Consider the following 22,117-nt stretch of genomic DNA (forward strand, 5'->3'; position numbering starts at 1 on the left):
AAATGAATCTGGCTGTCTAATCGTGTATTTAGCGCTTTTTTGTCAATATGTTGTACAACAACCTAATATCAGTCTATTAGGTTATAAAATTGTAATATTGAAAAATATAAATCCTTTAATCACACAAATTTAAATCGAAAATTTTTTACACTTGTAACAAATCGTGTTTCTCAGCTCTGAGATACAAACTTTATGGCATCAAAAAAGCCTGCAAAACTGCAGGCTATTTTTGAAAGAAAAGTAACGCATAATTACTTTTTATTTGGAAACTCTGTATACATTTCTTCGATTTCGTCTTGGTATCGATCGTTAATCACTTTTCGACGAAGTTTCTGTGTTGGGGTTAGCTCACCAGAATCCATAGAAAATGCTTTTGGAAGCAATGTGAATTTTTTCACTTGCTCAAACTTCGCCAATTCATTTTGAAGTTCGGCAAGGCGGCTTTCGAACATTTCAACGACTTGAGAATGCTTGATGAGCTCCATTCTATCTTGGTATTTAATATTCAGTTCTTTAGCGTATTCTTCTAAGGAATCAAAACAAGGTACGATCAAAGCTGACACAAATTTTCGTGTATCCGCTATTATCGCAATCTGTTCAATAAAGTGATCTTTCCCGATGGCACCTTCGATCATTTGAGGCGCTATGTATTTGCCACCAGATGTTTTCATTAGCTCTTTGATTCTGTCGGTAATGAATAAATTGCCTTTATCATCAAATGTTCCGGCATCACCCGTTTTTAGAAAACCATGCTCATCAAACGTTTTAGCCGTTTCTTCCGGTAGTTTGTAATACCCTTTCATAACCATAGGTCCACGAACTAAAATTTCATTGTTCTCACCTATTTTCACTTGAGCACCCGGCATTGATGTACCGATAGAATCCGGATCAAACGAACCATCCGCCCAACACGAGATTGTTGCCGTTGTTTCAGTCATGCCATATCCGAGTTTTACATTGATGCCAATGGCGTGGAAAAAGCGACCTATGGTTTCATCTAACTTGGCACCACCACACGGCATAAAATTGATGTTTCCACCAAGCAATGCACGGAGTTTACTTAAAACCAATTTATCGGCCAGTTTGTGGCTACGTTTTAACATGAACGAAGGCTGGGTATTGGTGCGCTTGCACTCTGCCATTTTTGCGCCCATGTTGACAGCCCAAGTAAAGAGCACCTTTCGAATGACAGGCGCTTTGGATACCTTTTCGTGGATAGCAGAGAATATTTTCTCGTAAAACCTTGGGACGGCGCACATAACCGTAGGGCGAATGTCCCCAAGCGCTTCTCGCACTTGCATGGTGTCTTTTAGGTAGCAGTTCACTGCTCCCTTATAAAGCACATAAAATGTCCAAGCTCGCTCAAATACGTGCGATAAAGGAAGAAAACACAGTGATACGTCTTTTGGCGTCAAGCCTAGTCGACGGTCATGCCCTTCAAGTTGCGCCGCTATGTTCGAATAAGTCAGCATCACGCCTTTTGGCTGACCAGTTGTACCAGAAGTGTAGATAAGGGTTGTTAGATCATCGAGATCGATATCGTCTAGTCGTTGACCAAGTTCATCACTCGCATGCTCTCGCCCCAGAGACATGAATGCCTCCCAACTCAGGCTGTTAGCCCCTTCTACAATCTTAATGTCTTTCGACATGGCAACGATAAGCTCAAGCTGTGCGCACTGCTCAAATATTGAGAGAGCGGCGTCGTATTGTTCTTGTTCACCAACAAACAGAACTTTTACGTCGGCATTGTCTAAGATATATGCAGCTTGAGCGGCGGTATTTGTTGGATAAATAGGAACGGTAACGCAGCGAAGTTGTAACGTGCCAATATCCGCAATTGTCCACTCAGGCATATTATTGGAGTAGATGCCCACTTTATCTTGGACATCGATACCCTGTGACAATAGCGCGAGAGAAAGCGAATCAACTTGCTCACCAAATGATTTCCAACTGATGCTTTCCCATTTGTCCGAGACTTTGTGTTTGAGCGCTGTTTTGGCTCCGCCTTGTGCAATTCGCTCTCGAATGCACTTTACGATGTGAAAGTCTTTATTCAACATGTCTTTATTTACCTCTAACAGCGCCTCTGTTTCCTAACTTAGGCTCGGATGAATGGCATCTCCTTTTGCCATTTCGCCAGCTACGTTTTTTGCAGCTTAGCTGAATCATGTGTTATTTCGTCGACCGCATGGTATTTTGAGTAAACACATGTAAGCTGAATAAGCCGCCCAAGTTTACAAGCGCGATTAAAAAAGGCAACTGATGTAGACCAAGCTTTGCCACATTAATTGTAAAAACTCATATCCTGCACATACCCCACACTTTGTCTTCTCTTTCAACTCCAAAATTTAGATAAAAAAAACGCCGGACAATGCCGGCGTATTACGTCATTTTCTTTAACGAATTGCGACGGTTTCACCGCAAATCATCATTAACTGATCGCGCATCCAGATATGTGCTTTATCTTTCTCACTCGATTCATGCCAGCTTAAGTAACCCGAAATTGATTTGTTTGGCATGGGGAGATCCAATACTTTCAGGTTTGGCAAGTTCACTGCGTTTTCAACTAACCATTTTGGTGCAATTGAAATCAATTCAGATTGGCTTACAACGTAGAGAATATTGCTTAAGCTTGTTCCTTGATATGCGCTGCGGCAATCTAAATTCTTATAGGCTTGCTCTGAGAAGCAGCGTACACCATTCACTTTTGATAAAGTCGCATGCATTTCTGACTGAAGTTCTTCTATAGAAATATCGTTACCAATGCGCGGATGAGAAGACGATGCTACAACAACCAATTCATCACTAAAGACTTCTGTGCTCGAATAGCCCGCTTCTTCGAAACGTTCGTAATTGATAACAAAATCCACTTCTTGAAAGCGCATTTTTTCTGCTAATTCGTTATCAACATCAGACTCCATTTGCAACTGAATCACAGGTGCTTGCTTAGCAATAGTACTCATGATTGCAGGTGCAAATCGAACATCACAAGGGCTGCTTATTGCGAGACGGAAAAGACGAGACGATGTTTTTGGATTAAACACTGATCCCGGTAACTCATTGCGGATCAACTGGAGTGCTTGTCTCACAGGACCAAATAGCTGACGAGCACGTTGTGTGGGTTGAATTCCTCGCCCATGTCTCATGAATAATTCATCATCAAACATATTCTTTAAACGCGACACGGCGTTACTCACAGCAGGTTGTGACATACCTAAATTGTGCGCTGCACGGGTGATATTTTGCTCTTGCATTACTGCATCAAAGACGGTGAGTAAATTTAGGTCCACTCCACGTAATGTCGATTCCATTCGATAACCTGCTACAGCTTGACTTGCTTCAATCCTATTCGACATTGGGTTGCCTCTCACTTATCAATAGTTCTATTAAAATAGGCATTAGCCTTGGTTATTCGAAAGCCTTTGATTGGTATTTACTGCACTAATGCTTTCGCTCTTTTCAAGAATATCCCCAAATACCATGGGTAGGACAAGTGGTTTAATATTAAATTATCATTTTTTAGTCTGTTTAATGATTTGGTCTTACTAATCAATAGGATACAAGTGGTATAAAAAAAGCTAAAACGATTCTTTTTATAATAATTGAGAGGGAGCTGTCGCAAAAATGACACAGAAAAGGTTCTGGTATTCGAACTGAATTGTTAACGAGAAGAGACATCTTAGTGGGCATTATTATACTTCTCCTCCCATTAACGTACGTACTCAAGTGACACCAAGATACTTGGTTCGACGAGAGTTTACTGCGCCTGCCTAGCCTTGAATCGTCGCATAACTGGGGTAATCCACCTGATCCCAAAGCAAAGACCACAATTCTTGAACGCAATCCCATCGCCCCTGCATTATCCAATTCACTATTGAAGCTGCCACATCTGGGTAGATCACTTTTTCAGCACTTTGTTCATCGAGCCAATTGCGCACAGCGGTAGGGTCAAGGTAGTCCATCGCCGACGCCAGCCCTAAGTGCTCTAAGGTGGCAACGTTACTTTGCTGTTCAAATTGACCTTTTAGCGGTTTTAGTAACAGTTTTTTCCCTAGTGTTAGCGCTTCTGAAGGTAACTCAAAACCACCATTAGCGATCACTCCGGAACACGATTTCAAGCTACTTTGAAATCTCTCATGAGAAAGAGGATGAAAAGTGATGTTTTCCAACACATGGACTTGCTCAACACCTGGGTGATAACAATCAAAGTGCTGATGACCAAATCTATCAAGTAATTCTTGAATATCACCTAAGGACTCAAATGGCAGATATACCAATATGGATGCACCTACGTCTTCAGGTAAGCCAGAAGTTGTATGAACAATAGGAGGTAAAATTTGTTGGTCAAAATGATACCAGTGCAGCCCGATAGGAATACTTGTTGGCGCAAAATAATGAATTATCCAGTGATCAAACCAACGAGAGTCCTTGATGGGTACCTGATAACGAAACGCGTTTTGGTGGCTAAGCCCAATACAAGGCACATTTTGCTTTTTGGCCGCCCAAGCCGATACGGGTTCAAAATCATTGATCACTACGTCGTACCCACTCAGGTCTAACTCATCAATTTCTTTTTTTATATTGAGTAAACTGTTTTGAAGTACGGTTTGCGTAAGATTAATTTTTCCATTTTTGGTGATAAAGCTCATCCCATTTCTGGTTTGATAATTACCAAAAGACTCCATGGAAAAATATTTGTCTTTATCTCGTCCAGAAAACAGAAAGTCCACATCGATATTCTGTTCTTCAAATGCTTTGGCCATCGCTCTTGCTCTCGCAATATGGCCGTTCCCCGTACCTTGAACACCGTAAAGAATTTTCATGATCCAACGTATCCTCTAACTCAAAACCAGCAGCGCGGCTTTAGCACATACAAGACCAAGCCCAGCTCCGATAACCACGTCTGTAATAAAATGAACGCCTAAAAGAATGCGAGAAAGCCCAATAAATGATGCCCATATAACGGCTAGTAGATAGAAACTGGGGTAGAACTCCCCTATCAGAGTCGCCATTACAAATGCAGCCGTGGTATGCCCCGACGGTAAGCTGTAACGATCAGAAGGTGTGATAAAAGCGGTGAGCAGATTACTTAACTCTTGAGGGCGTCGTCGCTTAAAGCTATTTTTTAATACCCAATAAATGGGAAGCTCAATTGCAAATGCCATCAATCCTGCGGCAAGAAACTCCCCTCCTGACATTGAATCGAACAACCAAAGCACAATGCCAAGTACGGCATAGAAATGCCCATCGCCACTCCGAGAAACAGCTTTGCTGATTCTTGCTACTTGTAAGTTAAAACGGTGTTGTAAGCAAAAGCTTGAAAATGCCAGATCGAATCTGGCAATGGGTTCGATCGCACGCATAGCCCATTCCCTCTTTTCCTATTTCCTGATTAGAAATTAGGTGAAACAGGTGACAGCTAAGTGACGAGATGTTTGTATTTCGATGACAATGAGAAAGAGAAGAGTTTGATAGGGGAAACGAGCGCTTCCCCCTTAGTTAACAAGTCACACCAACTTAGTTTGATGCTTTGACAATTCGGGCACTGCCTTCTTCAATATACCAAGAGCCTTGCTGCTTCTGGCACGCTGTAAATTCGCCAAACTGTACTTTCTCATCGCGAGAGAAAGAGTATTGCAAATCTCGGCAAACGTAGCTGCCGGCTAACACAGATGTTTCTTTTTCTGTCTCTAAGTGTTTTTGGATCCCAACTTTAGAAACAATTAAATCTTGCTTTGGACCTGCTGGCTTAATGTAGTCATGATGCACGTATCCGCGAACATCACCCTCTTGCTCAACCAAAACCCAAGGTTTTCCACTTGCCTGAGCAAGTACATTGAAGGCTTCACCTTTTTGTAGCTGACCAATTTTTTGGCTGGATTGTCTCGGACCCGTTCTTAAATTTAGTGCAGTTGTCGTTTCATGTGTCAAACCAACAAACGTTAAAGTTTGCGCAGTATCTACCGCTTCTTCAACTGGGTAGTGAACTTCAATGGATTGCACTTCTGGAGTGGCTACTTTTATAAGCCACTTTGCGCTATTGGACGAATCAATGCCTTGCCACTCACTGGTATTTTGAGATTCCAGTGCTTCAATGGATTGCTTTAAGAACTGATCTCGCGCTTCCTGACCAAAAAACTCGTCTAGCTGCGTACTAACCAAACCTGAACTTGTACTACCAGACACTTTGTTAGCAGAAGCTGCATTCGAATCTGTTCCGGTACTTTGACATCCTGTCAGCAGGATCAATCCTGCACACCCGATAAGACTTTTAATGGAAAGTGGGCGTAATTGAATTTTGCGTTTCTGCCATGACATTGATATTGGGTCCTTATATTTTCTGTTCGGCAAGCTAAGTGTTACTTGCTTCAATACGCATCTCTTGGGATCAACACTCATGCTTTTCGTCCTTTGCCAGCCAAGCGAAGAATTGTTGTAAAACCAATGAGCAACTGATTTGATATGCATTTAGATAAGCCATCGTAACATATGCATATGGTGTATTTACATACTATTGATATTCAAGTGTAACAAACATCAAAATTATTATTTTTAGAGTCAAATCACGACGAAAGGGGGATTCTTTCCCCCTTATTGCTTTTGCATGAATACTTTATGATTCTTTCGTTAGTGGATTTCTTGGTGCTTACGTACCAATCCAAAATCTGCTAGTACTGCATACGCAGCAGGAATCATAAACAGCACCAATAGTGTAGAGGCAAATATGCCAAATACAATGGAAATTACCAGTGGTTGTATCACTTGTGCTTGAAGGCTCGTTTCTGTCAGTAACGGTAATAGCCCTGCTGCGGTGGTAATGGACGTCAAGAATACTGCTCGAAAACGCTCCCGACTGGCTTTTACCACCGATTCGTACACAGAATCACCTTCATCAACATGATGACGTATGTATTGGACCAGAAGAATAGAGTCATTCACAACAATCCCAGCCAATGAAACAAAACCCATGATGCTTGGCATACTTAAAGAATGCCCTAGCAAGAAGTGCCCCCAGATGACCCCAATTAACGCCAAGGGTATCGCCACCATTACCACAAACGGTTCCATGTAACTGCGGAACTGGTAACTCAGAATAATAAATACACCAAATAGACCGAGTAAGAACCCACTTGCAATTGAGCTACCGGTTTTGGCTGCATCTTCTGCCTCACCTTCGAAGTCAAATCTTAGCCCTGGGTACTTCGCCATTAACTTGGGCGCTTCTTCTTTTTGGAACTGAGTAATGATCTCTGATGAACTGGCTTTTGAATTATCTACGTCACCGTAAACACTGATCGTTCTCAAACCATCTACTCGCTGGATTCGTACATAATTACGTTGGAAATCTAATGTGGCGATAGCCCCTAGCGGAATTTGAGAGCCATCCGACTTTATGATGGGGAAATTCGCGAGCTGCTGCAGATCGCCAGCCTGCTTTTTATCAAGCTGAACGTCGATCTTTATGTTTTCTACACCTATTTGAATCTCGTCGGCGGTTTGACCAAAAAAAGCAGAACGCAATTGACCCGCTATCATTTGCCCGTTAACCCCAAAAGTTTCCGCTCCCTGACGCAGTTTCACTAGTATTTCTTCTTTGCCGAGTCTCATATCATCTAACACACCATGCACGCCATCAAACTCATTGAGATAGCTTTGCATTTCAATCGATGCCGATTTTAGTGCCGACAGGTCATCATGTTTGGCTCGAATTTCTATCGCCCGACCGCCAGGTCCCATCGTAGGTTGTTTGAACACCAGTGACACAGGCTGAGCAAGCTCTCCCACTTCATTACGCCATGCATCAACAAACTCATCAATCAGAGTATTGCGTGACTCCGCCCCTAAAAGGTCTAGCCGTACCGTAGCCAAGTGCGGGCCAGCTTCGTCTGCATCGGCATTGACGTTGTAACTACTGGTGACGTGCTGAACTAAAGTTCTTCCACCTTCAACCCGTTCGCTCCAATCTCGGTTCAACTTCTCTGCCGCGAGTACAATATGCTCAACGACCGCCTCTGTTTGGCTTAATGACGCTCCTGGGGGAAGAATGATGCGTGCCTCTGCAATGTCACCATCTAAATCAGGAAACGGCACAAACTTCACTACACCACCAGCCAACATGGCAACTGATGCCAACAACGTCGCCAATACTCCTCCTAAAAAGGCATATCGCCACTCCACCACTTTGGTCACAGCAGATACCAATTGGTTGTTACGGAAACTCTCAAAACGTTCAAGCAGTACTCGCTTGAATTTTAAGGGTGGGCGATCATTTTTTTGCTTGTGCAACGAATGGGACAAATGATTTGGCAGAATCAAGAATGCTTCTGCAAGGCTTAAGCACAAAACCAAAATGAGTACTTGAGGCACCGCACGGAGCACTGCACCCATTTCTCCCTCAAGAAACAGTAAGCTACCAAAGATGCAGATCGTCGTTAGAAAGGAGGACAACACACCAGGAAAGACTTTACGTACACCGTTATACACGGCTTCATCAACACTTTGCCCACGATCCAAATGCGAAGCGATGGATTCTGCTATTACGATAGCGTCATCCATCATGATACCAATCGCCATCAACAGCCCAACGAGAGACATGATGTTAATTGAAAGCCCTAAGTTTGCCATTAAGAACATGCCGCCCAAGAAAGCGACAGGCAAACCCGCAGCCACCCAAAATGAGTAACGAAAGCTAAAGAACAGCCACATTGTTGCAAACACCAACACGATCCCTTGCCAACCGTTGGAGAGCATCATGCTGAGTCGATCCCACAAAACAGAAGAGAGATCGTTGGTCAATTCCAGTGTTACACCATCGGGAGCAACCGCTCTCTGCGCTTCAACAAATTCAGCAACCTGATCTTTGATTCTTAATGCATCATCTTCTTTATTTTTACTGATTTTCAGAACGGCAGACGGTTGACCATCAAACAACACTTTTTGTTCATCTAACTCAAATCTGTCGGTAATTGATGCAATATCAGCTAGCCTGATAACACTACCATTAGGCGCCGAACCAACGACGATCTGGCTCAGTTCGTTAGGTGTGATGCTCCGCTCGTCAAAACGGATAAGGAAGTTTTTATCTGGTGTTTCGATATTCCCACTAGGAAGCTTGACGTTCTGTCTGCCAATTTGCTCTGCAATATCACCAACGCTTAGCCCTAATTGTCGTATGGCGATGGTATCTAGTTCCACTCGGTATTGGTGATCAGAAAAACCGCTTACATCGACCAACGAAACGTCATAATCAAGCTTCAAAATACGTTTAAGCTGCTCGGCATAGGCTTTAAGCTCTGGCCAAGTGGTGTTGGCTGTTATAGCAACATCCACCACAGGCTCATTCCAATCCATTTCCCTTACCACAGGTGATTCAATCTCATCAGAGAAATCATTGATCGAATTGATCTGGGTTTGAACATCCACCAGCATTCGGCCGATATCCGCCTTTTCATTCAGCTTAAGAATCAATCGCGCTGAGCCCTCTACCGCTTCGCAACGAGTTTCTTCAATATTGGCGAGCCCATCAACAGCATCTTCCATTCGCACACACAAGCTTTCCTCCACTTCTTGTGGAGAAGCCCCTGGGTAGGCCACGCCTGCCATAATATAGGGTGGAGAAAATTCAGGAAATGTCTCGCGTTTTAACTTGGGTAATGACGTAATTCCTATAATCAAAAAGCCCAACATCAACAAATTAGCGGCAGTGGGGTGCCTAGCAAAAAACCGAATCATTCCAATGCCTCCGCCGTTTCCGCTGTCTTGAGTTGCATCCCTTCAATCGCTGGGAGCAAATCGTTCAAAATCAGCGCTTCACCTTGTTCGAGGTTGCCATCTACAATCACTTGGTTATCACGGCGGTAGAGTACTGTTACGTTTTTAATCCGCAGCTTATTGTGCTCATCTTTAATATAAATTCGATTGCCATGCAGCGCTCGCTCAGGGATCACCCAGCTTGGGTTTTCTTGACCAATAATTTCCGCCTTGACGAACATGCCATTCACTAATGGAGGGGAGTTCTGAGGCTTTAACTGGCGATAGTCTTGGTCTATCTCTAAAATCACGCCTACCGTTGCCTGATTAGGGTCGACGGTTTCACTGACTCGAGCCACTTTAGCGTCCCAATTGGCAGCTAGGCTTCCGCTGGTTAACTCAATGCTCGCCCGTATCTCTTCTGTAGCTGGTATTGGGTTTCCATACTCATCCTTATTGAAAGTACTGAGGCTAGAAACTAGCGTTCTCATATCGTGAAGAGGCAATTGCGCTTCCACTTCCATCGTCGTGACACCATGAGCAACGATCATCGTTTGTTGCAAATTGACGACTTGATCTTGCTCGATGTCGACTTCCGCGATACGTAGATTTTCAGGCAAAACAACCGACGTTTTATCTAAAGAGCGTTGGGCTTCGTCCAGTCTTGCTTCATTTACTTTCACTTGCGCTAATGCCACTTTGCGTTCATCGGGAAAAAGAGCAAGTTGATTTCGCATGTCTTGAACGAGTTTTTGCTGAGATAAATAAGACTGAGTTTGTTGATCCACATCCGACTGAGATGTGAGTCCTTTCTTTCGCAAATTTTTCTTACGGTTTAATTCCGTTTTGCTTATTGCCAGTCGGTTTTCTTCGATCTTTAACGTGTTGGTTAAATTGATTTTTTCAAGATCGAGTTTCGCTAACTGGGTTTTACTTGAACTTAGATCGGCTTCGGTCTGTGCCAGTTTTAATTCGTAATCCAGAGGATCGATTCTTAGAATTTCCGTTCCAGCAGGCAACATTCGTCCCTTTTCCAATTGAGGGTGCCTGTACACCACTTTGCCAGATACCTCCGCGATAGCTTTCCATTCCAATTTAGGCGTGACTTTGCCAAAACCGATCACCACGGGTGCCATTGCCTTCAATTCAAGCGGCATGGTTTCGACCAATCGAGCACGATCGCCTGCCGGCTTTGTCGGAGGAGTGGGTTTAAGTTTTACAGCGAGAATAAGAATAACGATACCGACAGCTAACGCCGGAAAGAACAGTAATTTACGGTTAAACGCCATCGATTACTCCTTGTGATCTTCAAGGTGGGAGGATAAAAAGCCACGGGACAATAGTTGCAGGTTGTGCTCTAACAACCTAGCAAGAAAATCTTCATCCAATGTGACATCGTGTATTTTTAAAAGCTGAGGAGGGGCGATAAATGGGAATACCATTAAACTGATGTAACTTACCTTACACAGCATAGGGTCAAGGTCATCTCTTATCACACCGTTGTTTTGCATCGATTGGAAAATGAGCTTCTGGGCAGGCATCGCGATTTCCATAAATACCTTTTCCATCATCTGACGCTGGACGGCTCCTTCATCCATCATCATGATTCTGGCAACCAACCGTGGGAAATCTGGGTTTTTCACCATCATGCTGTAGTAGGTTTTCATTATGCCAGTGAAATCACTACTGCTACTCTTACTACATTCACCGCTATGATCACTTGCACGGTCTTTGTCACCTCTACAACCATTGCCACTTCCTTGCTCGGCAATATTGCTTATGTGATTTTTCATGGGTGCCAGTGTTTCTCTCAGCATGGTTTCAAATAACCCATCTTTACTACCAAAGTAATATCGAATCATTGCCATGTTGACGCCAGCATTCTCAGACAATAAACGGGTCGATACTTTTTCATAAGGATGCAAGGTAAAAAGTCTCCTTGCTTCTAAAATAAGCTTTTCTCTGGCATCAGTCTTTTCGGCGGGACGCCCAACTTTTCGGCTCATTTCAATCTCCAGAATTAATCATCCGAATAATTATAGAGACCAAAATTTCATCACGATAGTAGAATAATTAATCACTATTTAATCATTTGAATAATTAAGTTACTGAGGTTTGAATTTGTTAAATTCGACACGTTTATGGGATTTCACAGCGGAACTGCTCCGATATGAAGAAAAAAACAACGAAAAGGTTGACGCATCATCAGGAGTACGGTACTAATTTGTTAACTTAATTTTGTGGAAATGTTTTACATGACATCTCGTTTTTCTATCCTGCTAAGCCTCCTCCTTATCGTGAATCGATCGCGCGGGTAGGCAGTGGAAGAAAAATAACCACATAAGATTCTCAAAACCCGCATTCAAATGCGGGTTTTTTTATAGCTTAAGAAAATAAAAAATCGGCATCTGCGGACAGAAAACGATTAACTAACAGGAAAAGGACAGCAAACATGAGCGATCAAGTCATTATTTTCGATACAACTTTGCGTGATGGCGAACAAGCTTTATCAGCAAGTTTAACCGTTAAGGAAAAACTGCAGATCGCTTATGCACTCGAACGTTTAGGAGTAGATGTTATTGAAGCAGGCTTCCCCGTTTCTTCTCCGGGCGACTTCGAGTCGGTAAAGACCATTGCTCAAAATGTTAAAAATAGCCGCATCTGTGGTCTTTCTCGTGCTGTTGCGAAAGACATTGATGTAGCAGCAGAAGCGTTGAAAGTGGCCGAAGCCTTTCGAATTCACACTTTCATTTCCACCTCAACGGTCCATGTCCAAGATAAACTGCGCCGCAGCTACGAAGATGTTGTTGAGATGGGCGTACAAGCCGTAAAGCGAGCTCGTCAGCATACCGATGACGTAGAATTTTCTTGTGAAGATGCGGGGCGTACCCCAATCGATAATCTATGTCGTATGGTAGAAGCCGCTATCGACGCTGGTGCCAGCACTATTAATATTCCAGATACCGTTGGTTACACCATTCCAGGTGAATTCGCAGGCATTATAGAAACGCTGTTTAACCGCGTTCCAAACATCGATAAAGCCATCATTTCAGTTCACTGCCACGACGATTTGGGCATGTCCGTCGCTAACTCTATTACCGCAGTTCAAGCCGGTGCTCGTCAAATCGAGGGGACAATTAACGGTATCGGTGAGCGTGCAGGTAACTGTGCACTAGAAGAAGTGGCGATGATCTTGAAAACGCGCTCTGAGTTAATGGGAGTGCAAACCGCCATTAAACACGAAGAGATTCACCGCACCAGTAAGTTGGTTAGCCAATTGTGCAACATGCCGATTCAAAGCAACAAAGCCATCGTCGGAACTAACGCATTCAGCCACTCTTCAGGTATTCACCAAGATGGTATGTTGAAGAACAAAAATACCTACGAAATCATGACGCCTGAGTCGATTGGCCTGAAAAATCAAGCATTGAACCTAACGAGCCGAAGTGGTCGTGCGGCGGTTAAAAGCCATATGGATACCATGGGCTATGGCGAAAACGAGTACAATTTAGATACGCTTTATGCCGATTTCCTAAAACTTGCTGACAGAAAAGGCCAGGTTTTCGATTACGACCTAGAAGCATTAATGCATTTTGCCAACCTTCGTGAAGAAGATGATTTCTTCAAGCTGAATTATTTAAGCGTCCAATCTGGAAGTTTAATGGCAACCACCAGCATAAAATTGAAGTGTGGTGATGAGGAGAAATGCGAAGCTGCAGTTGGTAACGGTCCTGTTGATGCGCTTTACCAATGTATTTACCGGTTAACAGGGTATGACATTGTATTGGATAAATTCGATCTCACTGCTAAAGGTGAAGGCGAAGATGGCTTAGGTCAAGCAGACATTATTGCCAACTATAAAGGCAGAAAATACCACGGCACGGGTGTATCCACCGATATTATTGAAGCTTCAGGTCAAGCATTGCTGCATGTTATTAACAGTATTCATCGTGCAGACCAAATTGCTGACATTAAGCAAAAAAAAGATAAGATAGAGACAGTATAAAAACAGGGTAAAGCATAGGCAGAATTGATCATCGCGAGTATAACGCGTCTTTCTGCCTAGTTTCTCTAACACTAAATTTGCTTACTCTCAAAATTCAAACACAACTTAACTAACAAGGAATATTTCACCATGGCAGGCTCAAGCTACAACATTGCCGTATTACCGGGAGACGGAATTGGTCCGGAAGTCATGCAACAGGCTCATAAGGTACTGGATGCGATTGAAAAGAAACACGGCATTACCTTTACGCGTGAAGAGCATGATGTTGGCGGTATTGCAATTGATAACCATGGTTGTCCGCTACCAGAAAGCACAGTAAAAGGCTGTGAGAATGCCGATGCCGTTCTATTTGGTTCCGTTGGTGGACCTAAGTGGGAACACCTTCCACCTAACGATCAACCTGAACGTGGTGCATTACTTCCTTTGCGTAAACACTTCCAACTGTTTTGTAATCTTCGTCCAGCCCAAATTCATAAGGGCTTAGAATCTTTCTCACCTCTACGTGCAGACATTTCTGGTAACGGCTTTGATATTGTTGTTGTACGTGAATTGACTGGCGGCATTTACTTCGGCCAGCCAAAAGGTCGTGAAGGTGAAGGACCAAACGAAAAAGCATTTGATACTGAGATTTACCATCGTTACGAAATAGAGCGTATTGCAAAAATTGCCTTTGAATCTGCACGCTTAAGAGATAAAAAAGTCTGCTCAATTGATAAGGCAAACGTACTTCAGAGTTCAATCTTATGGCGTGAAGTCGTTGAAGAGATCGCAAAAGACTACCCTGATGTCGAGCTTTCTCACATGTACATCGATAACGCCACGATGCAGTTGATCAAAGATCCATCTCAATTTGATGTCATGCTTTGTTCCAATATCTTTGGTGACATTATTTCAGATGAGTGCGCCATGATTACTGGCTCAATGGGCATGCTTCCTTCTGCTAGCCTGAATGAAAGCAAATTTGGTTTGTATGAGCCCGCTGGCGGAAGCGCTCCTGATATTGCAGGTAAAAATATTGCAAATCCTGTTGCTCAAATTTTATCTGCAGCGCTCATGCTGCGTTATAGTTTAAATGAAGAAGCAGCAGCACTCGATATTGAGACCGCCGTATCAAAAGCGCTTGAAGCTGGTGAGTTAACCGGTGATTTAGCGGGGAACAAACCTGCGCTATCTACATCGGAAATGGGCGACAAGATTGCTCAGTACATAGTTAACGCATAGTCATGTTAACGCGTAATCATTCCATCGCTTTAACGAACGGAAAAAATCGCAAAACAGATTAATCTACAAGACAGTTCAAAGTTAGCATGAAGGTGCATCGCTCACCGTTCAGTGACCACTTTCTGCTTAACTTTAAGATAGAAATACAGAGCGCTTCGCTCAAGGAAGAAGCAATGTCGAAAACATTATACGAAAAAATTTATGACGCTCATGTCGCGGTTGCGGCAGAGGGCGAAAACCCGATCTTATACATCGACCGTCATTTAGTGCACGAGGTCACCTCTCCTCAAGCGTTTGATGGGTTGCGTGAAAAAGGCAGAAAAGTTCGTCAAGTAAACAAGACGTTTGCCACCATGGATCACAACGTATCCACCCAAACAAAAGACATCAATGCCTCCGGCGAAATGGCTCGTATCCAAATGGAAACGCTGTCCAAGAACTGTGAAGAATTCGGTGTCACGCTTTACGACATCAATCACAAATACCAAGGCATTGTGCATGTCATGGGCCCTGAGCTTGGTATCACACTTCCTGCAATGACCATCGTTTGTGGTGACTCGCACACAGCTACCCACGGCGCTTTTGGCTCTTTGGCCTTTGGTATTGGCACATCGGAAGTTGAACACGTTCTAGCAACTCAAACATTGAAACAAGCCCGTGCCAAAACGATGAAAATCGAGGTAAAAGGCAAGGTGGCTGAAGGCATAACGGCTAAAGACATTGTTTTAGCCATCATTGGTAAAACAACCGCTGCAGGTGGCACAGGATACGTGGTTGAGTTTTGTGGTGAAGCCATCACCGATCTCACAATGGAAGGTCGAATGACGGTCTGTAACATGGCCATCGAACTGGGTGCGAAAGCGGGTCTAATCGCACCTGATCAAACTACCTTTGACTATATTAAAGGTCGAAAATTTGCACCTTCGGGTGAAGACTGGGATGCCGCAGTTGAATACTGGTCTTCTATGAAAACAGACAGCGATGCGACATTTGATGCCATTGTCACTCTTGATGCTACCGAGATCAAACCTCAAGTCACATGGGGAACCAACCCAGGGCAAGTGATTGCGGTCGATGCCACCATTCCTGAGCCTGAAAGCTTTGCCGATCCTGTCGAAAAAGCATCAGCTGAAAAAGCGCTGGCTTACATGGGACTCGAAGCTGGTAAAAAGCTGTCTGATTACAAAGTTGACAAAGTCTTTGTTGGTTCTTGCACCAACTCACGTATTGAAGATATGCGTGCCGCTGCTGCGATTGCTAAGGGCAATAAAGTTGCAGACCACGTACAAGCCCTCATTGTTCCGGGTTCGGAGCAAGTGAGATCTCAAGCTGAACTGGAAGGACTGGATAAAGTCTTTATCGATGCGGGTTTTGAATGGCGCTTGCCGGGCTGCTCCATGTGCCTAGCCATGAACAACGATCGCTTAGGTCCGCATGAGCGTTGTGCGTCAACCAGTAACCGTAACTTCGAAGGACGCCAAGGCCGCGATGGTCGAACTCACCTAGTGAGCCCTGCTATGGCTGCAGCAGCAGCGATTGCTGGTCATTTTGTTGATATCCGTGAATTGAAATAATAGGGAAGTAATCATGTCAGGTTTTAAGCAACATACAGGTCTGGTTGTTCCTTTAGATGCAGCCAATGTTGATACCGATGCCATCATTCCAAAGCAGTTTTTACAAAAAGTCTCTCGCTTAGGTTTTGGCAAACACTTATTCCACGATTGGCGCTTTCTAGACGATGCCGGTAAACAGCCAAACCCAGACTTTGTCATGAACGCACCACGATACAAAGGTGCTTCTATCTTAATCGCAAGAGAGAACTTTGGTTGTGGCTCTTCTCGTGAGCACGCGCCTTGGGCGTTGGCAGACTACGGAATTAGAGCCATGATTGCGCCAAGTTTTGCCGATATCTTTTACGGCAACTCAATCAACAACCAGATGGTTCCGGTTCGTCTTACAGAACAAGAAGTCGATGAAATTTTCCAATTTGTGGACAGTAACGAAGGTGCGCAAGTGGAAGTGGATCTCGAGGCTATGAAAGTTCGAGCCAATGGTAAAGAATACGGCTTTGAGATTGATGAATTTCGTCGTCATTGCCTTCTTAATGGCTTAGATAACATTGGGTTAACGCTTCAACACGAAGAAAAAATCTCTGAATTTGAGTCCAAAATACCCAATTTCTTAGCTTAGTTAGACTTCGACTGAAGTCACACTATGAATGAAAGCCCCTGTTGGGGCTTTTTTCATTTTCACGAAAGAATTTCTGACCGCTCTAGGTCTTCTATACTAACTCAATTAACTTAAGAAACCTGAAGCCATCATGAGAACTCTATTTACTGTATTTATTCTTCTTTTTTCTAGCCTATCGTTTGCGGCACCAAAGTCTGACCTTTGGGCATACTGGAATCAACGTAATGAAACCAATAATGCGACTATTTCACATCAAGCTTGGGATTCTATTCTTAACAAGTATTTAGTGGCTTCTGGTCAGCATCATTTATTTGATTACGCAAATGTCTCTTCTTCTGATAAAAATGCGTTGAAAGGTTATATCAAAAATCTAGCGGATATTGACCCACGTGATTACTCAAAAGCACAGCAATACGCTTACTGGGTCAATTTATATAATGCGATTACAGTAGATTTGATCGTCGATAACTACCCGCTTAAATCGATCACCAAACTGGGAGGATTATTCACTTTTGGTCCTTGGGGAGATCACGTCGTCAAAATTGCAGGAGAAGATCTGACACTGAACGACATTGAACACCGAATTCTGAGACCTATATGGAATGATCCTCGTACACATTACGCTGTGAATTGTGCAAGCCTTGGCTGCCCTAACCTTCAGCTATCAGCGTTTACAGCTGAAAATACAGAAACACTTCTAGAGCAAGCTGCTTCAAGCTTTGTGAACAATGATAAGGGTGTTGTAGTAAATGGAAATGATGCCCAGCTGTCTTCTATCTACGAGTGGTTTGTTGCTGATTTTGGCGGAAATGAAGCCGGAGTTATTGCTCACTTAAAACAATACCGTACCGACTTGAAGTTAACGACTGACAGTAACATCAAATACGACTACGATTGGGATCTAAACAAGCAATAACCTTGGTTGACGAGGAGTGTGGACCTAATATCCATACTCAGATAAGGGGCACTCAGAAACTCGACCCCGGTTGACTTAGGAATTCAATCTCTTCTTCCGTTGATACCCGATTCAATATGTCATTACGATGAGGGTATCGACCGAATTGCTCAATAATCACTTTGTGTTTGTATTCATAATCTAAGGTATTTTCAACGCCATTTCCCTTGAATAGCTCGACAGCTTTCTCATGAATTTTTAATGATTCACTATGCATGAAAGGCATATATAAAAACGTTCTCTCTGTTTGAGATAGTGATTTATCTAGCCCTTGTTGAATGGTCTCTTGAGCGAGTGCCAAAGCAAGTGGATCACAAGAAAAAGCATTGGGAGTGCCTCTGTGAATATTACGAGAAAACTGATCAAGTACAATGACTTCTGCTAGCCTGCCTTGCACACTCACTCGCCATTCACTTAACTCACTCTGAGCTGCCATAGCATGCACCGAGCCAAAACGTTCGCTGATCAAAGAATCAAGTTCTTCTCCCCCCGCAAACCAATCTTTAGGGCTTAGTTCTTCAAACCAAAAATTGAGTACATCCTGATACATATCTTCTCCTTGATATTACTGAAAACAAACTCTCGTATCGTCGTGAATTGGCAAAATAAGAGAGCTTCTCTTACTATTTATTCTCCAAACCTTGGCTACTTAAACCCTTTTTCTTTCTTTATAAGATCGTAAGCCGACTGGATTTCCTGAGCCTTCTCTTTTGCTACTTGCATCATTTCCGGTGGTAAACCTTTCGCAACCAATTTATCTGGATGATGTTCATTCATTAATTTTCGATAAGCTCGTTTCACTGCTTTCGAATCCGCACTTTCCGCTACACCAAGTACTTTGTATGCATCAGGTAACTGGCTTGCCGACGACGCTTGCCATTGACCAGATGAGCCACTGTGCTGATGACCAGAGTGCCCTCCACCAAAACCGCCTTGCTGAAAACGAAAAGCCGCTTCTTGCATTTGCAGTCTTTGCTCAAGTTGCTGAGATGAGAAACCAAGCCCCTTAGCAATGACATGTAATACATTGCGTTCGCTAGGGTGTAAATCTCCATCAGCGAAGGCAGCTGAAATTTGCAGCTCCAAAAAGAACTGTAGCAGATCAAAGCGTCCACCTGTTGCGACTCGAACACTGGCAAGCGTTTCTTCTAATGGAAAATCTGCAGATTTACCAGAGCGAAAGGCTTCTTGCGCCGCCGTTCGCTGCTCACCGTGTAAGCTCATACGCTCCATCATGGCAGAAGCCAGTTGGATTTCTTCTTTGGTCACTTGCCCTTTTGCTTTCGCAACATGTCCCATAACGGCAAAAGCACTTTTAAAGAACTCTGCCTGCTTTTCTGCCTGAGAAGGACCACCAAAACCTTTAGGTCCACCAGACGATTGGAAACCACGTGATTGGCGGTTTCTAGCCTTATCAAACTGATGCCCCAAAAAAAGCCCAAGAAGCGCCCCCGGAATATTACCAAACAGGAATCCGAAGAAAAAACCTAGGATTTTGCCGAAAATCTGCATTATTGTGCTCTCAATCTATGAATTTTTACTAAGTAAAGCGGTCTTATAGTGTCGGTTAATATAAATTCCTTTATGATAAAGGACGATATTTGTATTCGGTATCCGACAACATTACCGAATGGATTAGGTTTCACAGGATAGCTCAACTCGATGTCTTTTTCTTCCCGCACATTTTTGGCAGCATCAATAACAGCTGCACTTTCAGTGCCTTCGACTCAAGCCGATACTCTCAAAGACAACAGTGTGCAGGAAATGCCCACTATTGACCAATGTTACGTTCCTGAAGTGGGCGCAACCGACGTCAGCGAGCAACCCGCTTTCGTAAAAGCCGATAGTGTGACTGCACAAGCCGGAAAAAGTGCCGTCTATAAAGGTGATGTAGTGATTACACAGGCTCATCGCCAAATGCAGGCTGATTCTGTCACCCATAACCCGATAGAAAATACATTAAAAGCGGAAGGCAACGTCCGTTTTAGTGATGGTCAGATTAAGTCCCAATCTGATTTGGTCACATCTAATATTGATGACGAATTAGTCACAATGGAAAACACGCAATACAATTTCTTGTGTGAAGCGGGTCGTGGAGATGCCAAGCGTATTTTAAAGACAGGTCAAGCCATCTATGAAATGGAAGACGGTTCGTTAACCGCATGCCCCGATGGTGATAATGCATGGCGAGTTAAAGCATCAGATATCGAAATCGATCAAGATGAAGAGCAAGCGTATTTCTATCACACGCGCTTTGAAGTCATGGATGTCCCGATCTTTTATGTCCCTTATATGAGCATGCCGATCGGTGATAAACGCAAAACGGGTCTACTTTTCCCTCGGGTATCCCTTGATACTAATGATGGCTTGAGCGTGAACGTGCCATTTTATTGGAATATTGCCCCAAACTACGACCTCTTGACCAAATTCAATTACATGGAACGTCGAGGGCTTCAACTTGATAGTAAGCTCCGCTATTTGACGCCATATGGTTCCGGTTCTCTGCATGGCGAATTTATAAGTAAAGACAAACGAAATGAAGAGTTTGATGAGCGCTGGGGGTTCAATTTTAGCCACGATGGAATCATTGCTAACGCTTGGAAAGTCAACGTCGATTACTCAGTGGCGAGTGATATTGATTACTTTAGGGATTTTAAATCCAGTATTGGTAATCGAGAAGATGGGCAACTACTACAAACGGGTAGTGCCGCGTACCGAACACAAGATTGGGATCTAACCCTCACTCTAAAAGACTTCCAAATATTAGATGAAGCGGGGAACCAGCCATATCAAATGCTTCCTCAGTTGAAGTACAACTATTACGCTCCTGATTTTTACACAGGTGTGAGCTTCGACTTCACTAGCCACATCAGTCGGTTCGTTACCGATGATGTAGACAAGCCTTCAGCGACTAGAGTACACATCGAACCTGGTGTGGTGGTTCCTTTTTCAAGACCATGGGGCTCGCTAACGGGTGAAGCTAGAATGTTAGCAACGCATTACCAGCAAGAACTGACCGACACCAGTGATCCAGATCTCACCGAGTCTGTAACACGAACCATTCCTGAAGTCAGAGTTCATGGTTTACTTAATTTAGAACGACAAGCTGGAAGTTATATTCAAACGCTAGAACCTCAAGTCCAATATCTCTATATCCCAGAGGTGGACCAGAGTGGTATTGGGCTCTACGACACCACACTTTTACAAACCGATTACTATGGCTTATTTAGAAGCCACAAGCACAGTGGCGTGGATAGGATTCAGAAAGCCAATCAGTTTAGCTACGGTGCAACCACTCGATTTTATGATGACGACTACAAAGAAAGAATGAATATTTCTTTTGGTCAAATCTATTATCTTGAACCTGTGTCCTCTGCTGAAAATGCTTCCAATTACTCCGCTTGGGCGGTGGAAACGGACTTCAACTTCAGTGATTACCTTTTCTATCACGGTGGCGTTCAATACGACATAGAATCCAGTGCGATTCAGCTCGCAAACAGCGCGTTGGAATATCGATTCGACGGAGGTTATGTTCAGTCCAACTACCGATACGTAACCAAAGAGTACATCGAAAACTCAGTCGATGGATTAGACGTAACGGATATCACCAAGTCGGGTATTTCTCAGGCTGGTCTGTTAGCATCCTATCAGTTTACACCGAGATGGTACGCGAGCGCTCAGTACTTCTACGATTTGACCGTTAAACAAAATATCGAATATATGGCGCATTTAGGGTATCGCTCAGACTGTTGGTACGTCAGTTTTACTTACAGTAATCAACTGCGCAGTTGGAATGGCAATTTCGTAACAGATCCAAATGCTATACCGGTATACGACGACAACTTTGCTTTGAACTTTGGCATATTTGGGTTTGGAACCAGCGTAGGTGCCCCAACACCATCCAGTGGTGATAACGCGCTAGGCTATGGACGCCCATTTTACCTAAACAACTAATCGAATTATTTCAGGAGCACCCTTCCTGATGTACATGGAAA

At 43.5% G+C, this 22,117-nt stretch carries 16 protein-coding genes; 6 read left to right on the forward strand and 10 right to left on the reverse strand.

What is annotated here, in order from left to right:
- Positions 1-251: 251 nt before the first annotated feature.
- From CW749_RS16270 to CW749_RS16305, 8 genes are all read right to left on the reverse strand, one after another.
- Positions 252-2,060, reverse strand: a complete 1,809-nt coding sequence (locus CW749_RS16270) for a long-chain fatty acid--CoA ligase (protein WP_101113320.1) — start codon at positions 2,058-2,060, stop codon at positions 252-254.
- A gap of 336 nt (positions 2,061-2,396) precedes the next feature.
- Positions 2,397-3,356: a transcriptional regulator LeuO gene (gene leuO, locus CW749_RS16275; protein WP_101113321.1), complete on the reverse strand. Its 960-nt coding sequence runs from the start codon at positions 3,354-3,356 to the stop codon at positions 2,397-2,399.
- A gap of 414 nt (positions 3,357-3,770) precedes the next feature.
- The gene (locus CW749_RS16280; RefSeq protein ID WP_101113322.1) at positions 3,771-4,823 is read right to left on the reverse strand and encodes an MJ1255/VC2487 family glycosyltransferase; all 1,053 of its coding nucleotides are present in this window, start codon (positions 4,821-4,823) and stop codon (positions 3,771-3,773) included.
- Positions 4,824-4,838: 15 nt separating this feature from the next.
- Complete coding sequence (locus CW749_RS16285) at positions 4,839-5,363, reverse strand: phosphatase PAP2 family protein (RefSeq protein WP_101113323.1); 525 nt, start codon at positions 5,361-5,363, stop codon at positions 4,839-4,841.
- 154 nt (positions 5,364-5,517) lie between these two features.
- Positions 5,518-6,318 carry an SH3 domain-containing protein gene (locus CW749_RS16290; protein ID WP_180958428.1) on the reverse strand — a complete coding sequence of 267 codons (801 nt, stop codon included), beginning with the start codon at positions 6,316-6,318 and terminating at the stop codon, positions 5,518-5,520.
- Between the two features lie 309 nt (positions 6,319-6,627).
- Complete coding sequence (locus CW749_RS16295) at positions 6,628-9,732, reverse strand: efflux RND transporter permease subunit (protein WP_101113325.1); 3,105 nt, start codon at positions 9,730-9,732, stop codon at positions 6,628-6,630.
- Complete coding sequence (locus CW749_RS16300; protein ID WP_101113326.1) at positions 9,729-11,039, reverse strand: HlyD family secretion protein; 1,311 nt, start codon at positions 11,037-11,039, stop codon at positions 9,729-9,731. Before CW749_RS16300 ends, CW749_RS16295 begins: the two co-directional genes overlap by 4 nt.
- A 3-nt stretch (positions 11,040-11,042) precedes the next feature.
- The gene (locus CW749_RS16305) at positions 11,043-11,756 is read right to left on the reverse strand and encodes a TetR/AcrR family transcriptional regulator (protein WP_101113327.1); all 714 of its coding nucleotides are present in this window, start codon (positions 11,754-11,756) and stop codon (positions 11,043-11,045) included.
- Between the two features lie 446 nt (positions 11,757-12,202).
- Between CW749_RS16305 and leuA the strand changes: the two genes are divergently transcribed.
- The 5 genes from leuA (at position 12,203) to CW749_RS16335 (ending at position 18,083) form a co-directional block, all read left to right on the forward strand.
- On the forward strand, positions 12,203-13,756 hold the full coding sequence (gene leuA, locus CW749_RS16315; RefSeq protein WP_101113328.1) for a 2-isopropylmalate synthase: 1,554 nt from the start codon (positions 12,203-12,205) through the stop codon (positions 13,754-13,756).
- A gap of 129 nt (positions 13,757-13,885) precedes the next feature.
- A complete protein-coding gene (leuB, locus tag CW749_RS16320; protein WP_101113329.1) occupies positions 13,886-14,977 on the forward strand; it encodes a 3-isopropylmalate dehydrogenase in 1,092 nt (363 codons plus the stop codon).
- 173 nt (positions 14,978-15,150) lie between these two features.
- Entirely contained in the window at positions 15,151-16,551 is a 1,401-nt protein-coding gene (gene leuC / locus CW749_RS16325; protein WP_101113330.1) for a 3-isopropylmalate dehydratase large subunit, read from the forward strand.
- 13 nt (positions 16,552-16,564) lie between these two features.
- Positions 16,565-17,167: a 3-isopropylmalate dehydratase small subunit gene (gene leuD, locus CW749_RS16330; protein WP_101113331.1), complete on the forward strand. Its 603-nt coding sequence runs from the start codon at positions 16,565-16,567 to the stop codon at positions 17,165-17,167.
- A 130-nt stretch (positions 17,168-17,297) separates the two neighbouring features.
- Complete coding sequence (locus tag CW749_RS16335; RefSeq protein ID WP_101113332.1) at positions 17,298-18,083, forward strand: DUF547 domain-containing protein; 786 nt, start codon at positions 17,298-17,300, stop codon at positions 18,081-18,083.
- 52 nt (positions 18,084-18,135) lie between these two features.
- On the opposite strand, the gene CW749_RS16340 is transcribed toward CW749_RS16335, so the two are convergent.
- Positions 18,136-18,672 carry a DUF924 family protein gene (locus CW749_RS16340; protein WP_101113333.1) on the reverse strand — a complete coding sequence of 179 codons (537 nt, stop codon included), beginning with the start codon at positions 18,670-18,672 and terminating at the stop codon, positions 18,136-18,138.
- Positions 18,673-18,767: 95 nt separating this feature from the next.
- The gene (gene djlA / locus CW749_RS16345) at positions 18,768-19,634 is read right to left on the reverse strand and encodes a co-chaperone DjlA (RefSeq protein WP_101113334.1); all 867 of its coding nucleotides are present in this window, start codon (positions 19,632-19,634) and stop codon (positions 18,768-18,770) included.
- A 150-nt stretch (positions 19,635-19,784) separates the two neighbouring features.
- On the opposite strand from djlA, the gene lptD reads away from it, so the two are divergent.
- Positions 19,785-22,076, forward strand: a complete 2,292-nt coding sequence (gene lptD / locus CW749_RS16350) for an LPS assembly protein LptD (protein ID WP_101113335.1) — start codon at positions 19,785-19,787, stop codon at positions 22,074-22,076.
- Positions 22,077-22,117 lie beyond the last annotated feature (41 nt).

The sequence above is a fragment of the Vibrio sp. vnigr-6D03 genome, assembly GCF_002835515.1.
Lineage (GTDB): Bacteria > Pseudomonadota > Gammaproteobacteria > Enterobacterales > Vibrionaceae > Vibrio > Vibrio penaeicida.

Coding starts and splice junctions, on each gene's coding strand:
- leuO (WP_101113321.1), bottom strand. CDS start 3,356: ATGTCGAATAGGATTGAAGCAAGTCAAGCTGTAGCAGGTTATCGAATG.
- CW749_RS16290 (WP_180958428.1), bottom strand. CDS start 6,318: ATGTCATGGCAGAAACGCAAAATTCAATTACGCCCACTTTCCATTAAA.
- CW749_RS16295 (WP_101113325.1), bottom strand. CDS start 9,732: ATGATTCGGTTTTTTGCTAGGCACCCCACTGCCGCTAATTTGTTGATG.
- lptD (WP_101113335.1), top strand. CDS start 19,785: ATGTCTTTTTCTTCCCGCACATTTTTGGCAGCATCAATAACAGCTGCA.
- CW749_RS16270 (WP_101113320.1), bottom strand. CDS start 2,060: ATGTTGAATAAAGACTTTCACATCGTAAAGTGCATTCGAGAGCGAATT.
- CW749_RS16305 (WP_101113327.1), bottom strand. CDS start 11,756: ATGAGCCGAAAAGTTGGGCGTCCCGCCGAAAAGACTGATGCCAGAGAA.
- CW749_RS16280 (WP_101113322.1), bottom strand. CDS start 4,823: ATGAAAATTCTTTACGGTGTTCAAGGTACGGGGAACGGCCATATTGCG.
- leuD (WP_101113331.1), top strand. CDS start 16,565: ATGTCAGGTTTTAAGCAACATACAGGTCTGGTTGTTCCTTTAGATGCA.
- leuC (WP_101113330.1), top strand. CDS start 15,151: ATGTCGAAAACATTATACGAAAAAATTTATGACGCTCATGTCGCGGTT.
- CW749_RS16285 (WP_101113323.1), bottom strand. CDS start 5,363: ATGCGTGCGATCGAACCCATTGCCAGATTCGATCTGGCATTTTCAAGC.
- leuA (WP_101113328.1), top strand. CDS start 12,203: ATGAGCGATCAAGTCATTATTTTCGATACAACTTTGCGTGATGGCGAA.
- djlA (WP_101113334.1), bottom strand. CDS start 19,634: ATGCAGATTTTCGGCAAAATCCTAGGTTTTTTCTTCGGATTCCTGTTT.
- CW749_RS16335 (WP_101113332.1), top strand. CDS start 17,298: ATGAGAACTCTATTTACTGTATTTATTCTTCTTTTTTCTAGCCTATCG.
- CW749_RS16300 (WP_101113326.1), bottom strand. CDS start 11,039: ATGGCGTTTAACCGTAAATTACTGTTCTTTCCGGCGTTAGCTGTCGGT.
- CW749_RS16340 (WP_101113333.1), bottom strand. CDS start 18,672: ATGTATCAGGATGTACTCAATTTTTGGTTTGAAGAACTAAGCCCTAAA.
- leuB (WP_101113329.1), top strand. CDS start 13,886: ATGGCAGGCTCAAGCTACAACATTGCCGTATTACCGGGAGACGGAATT.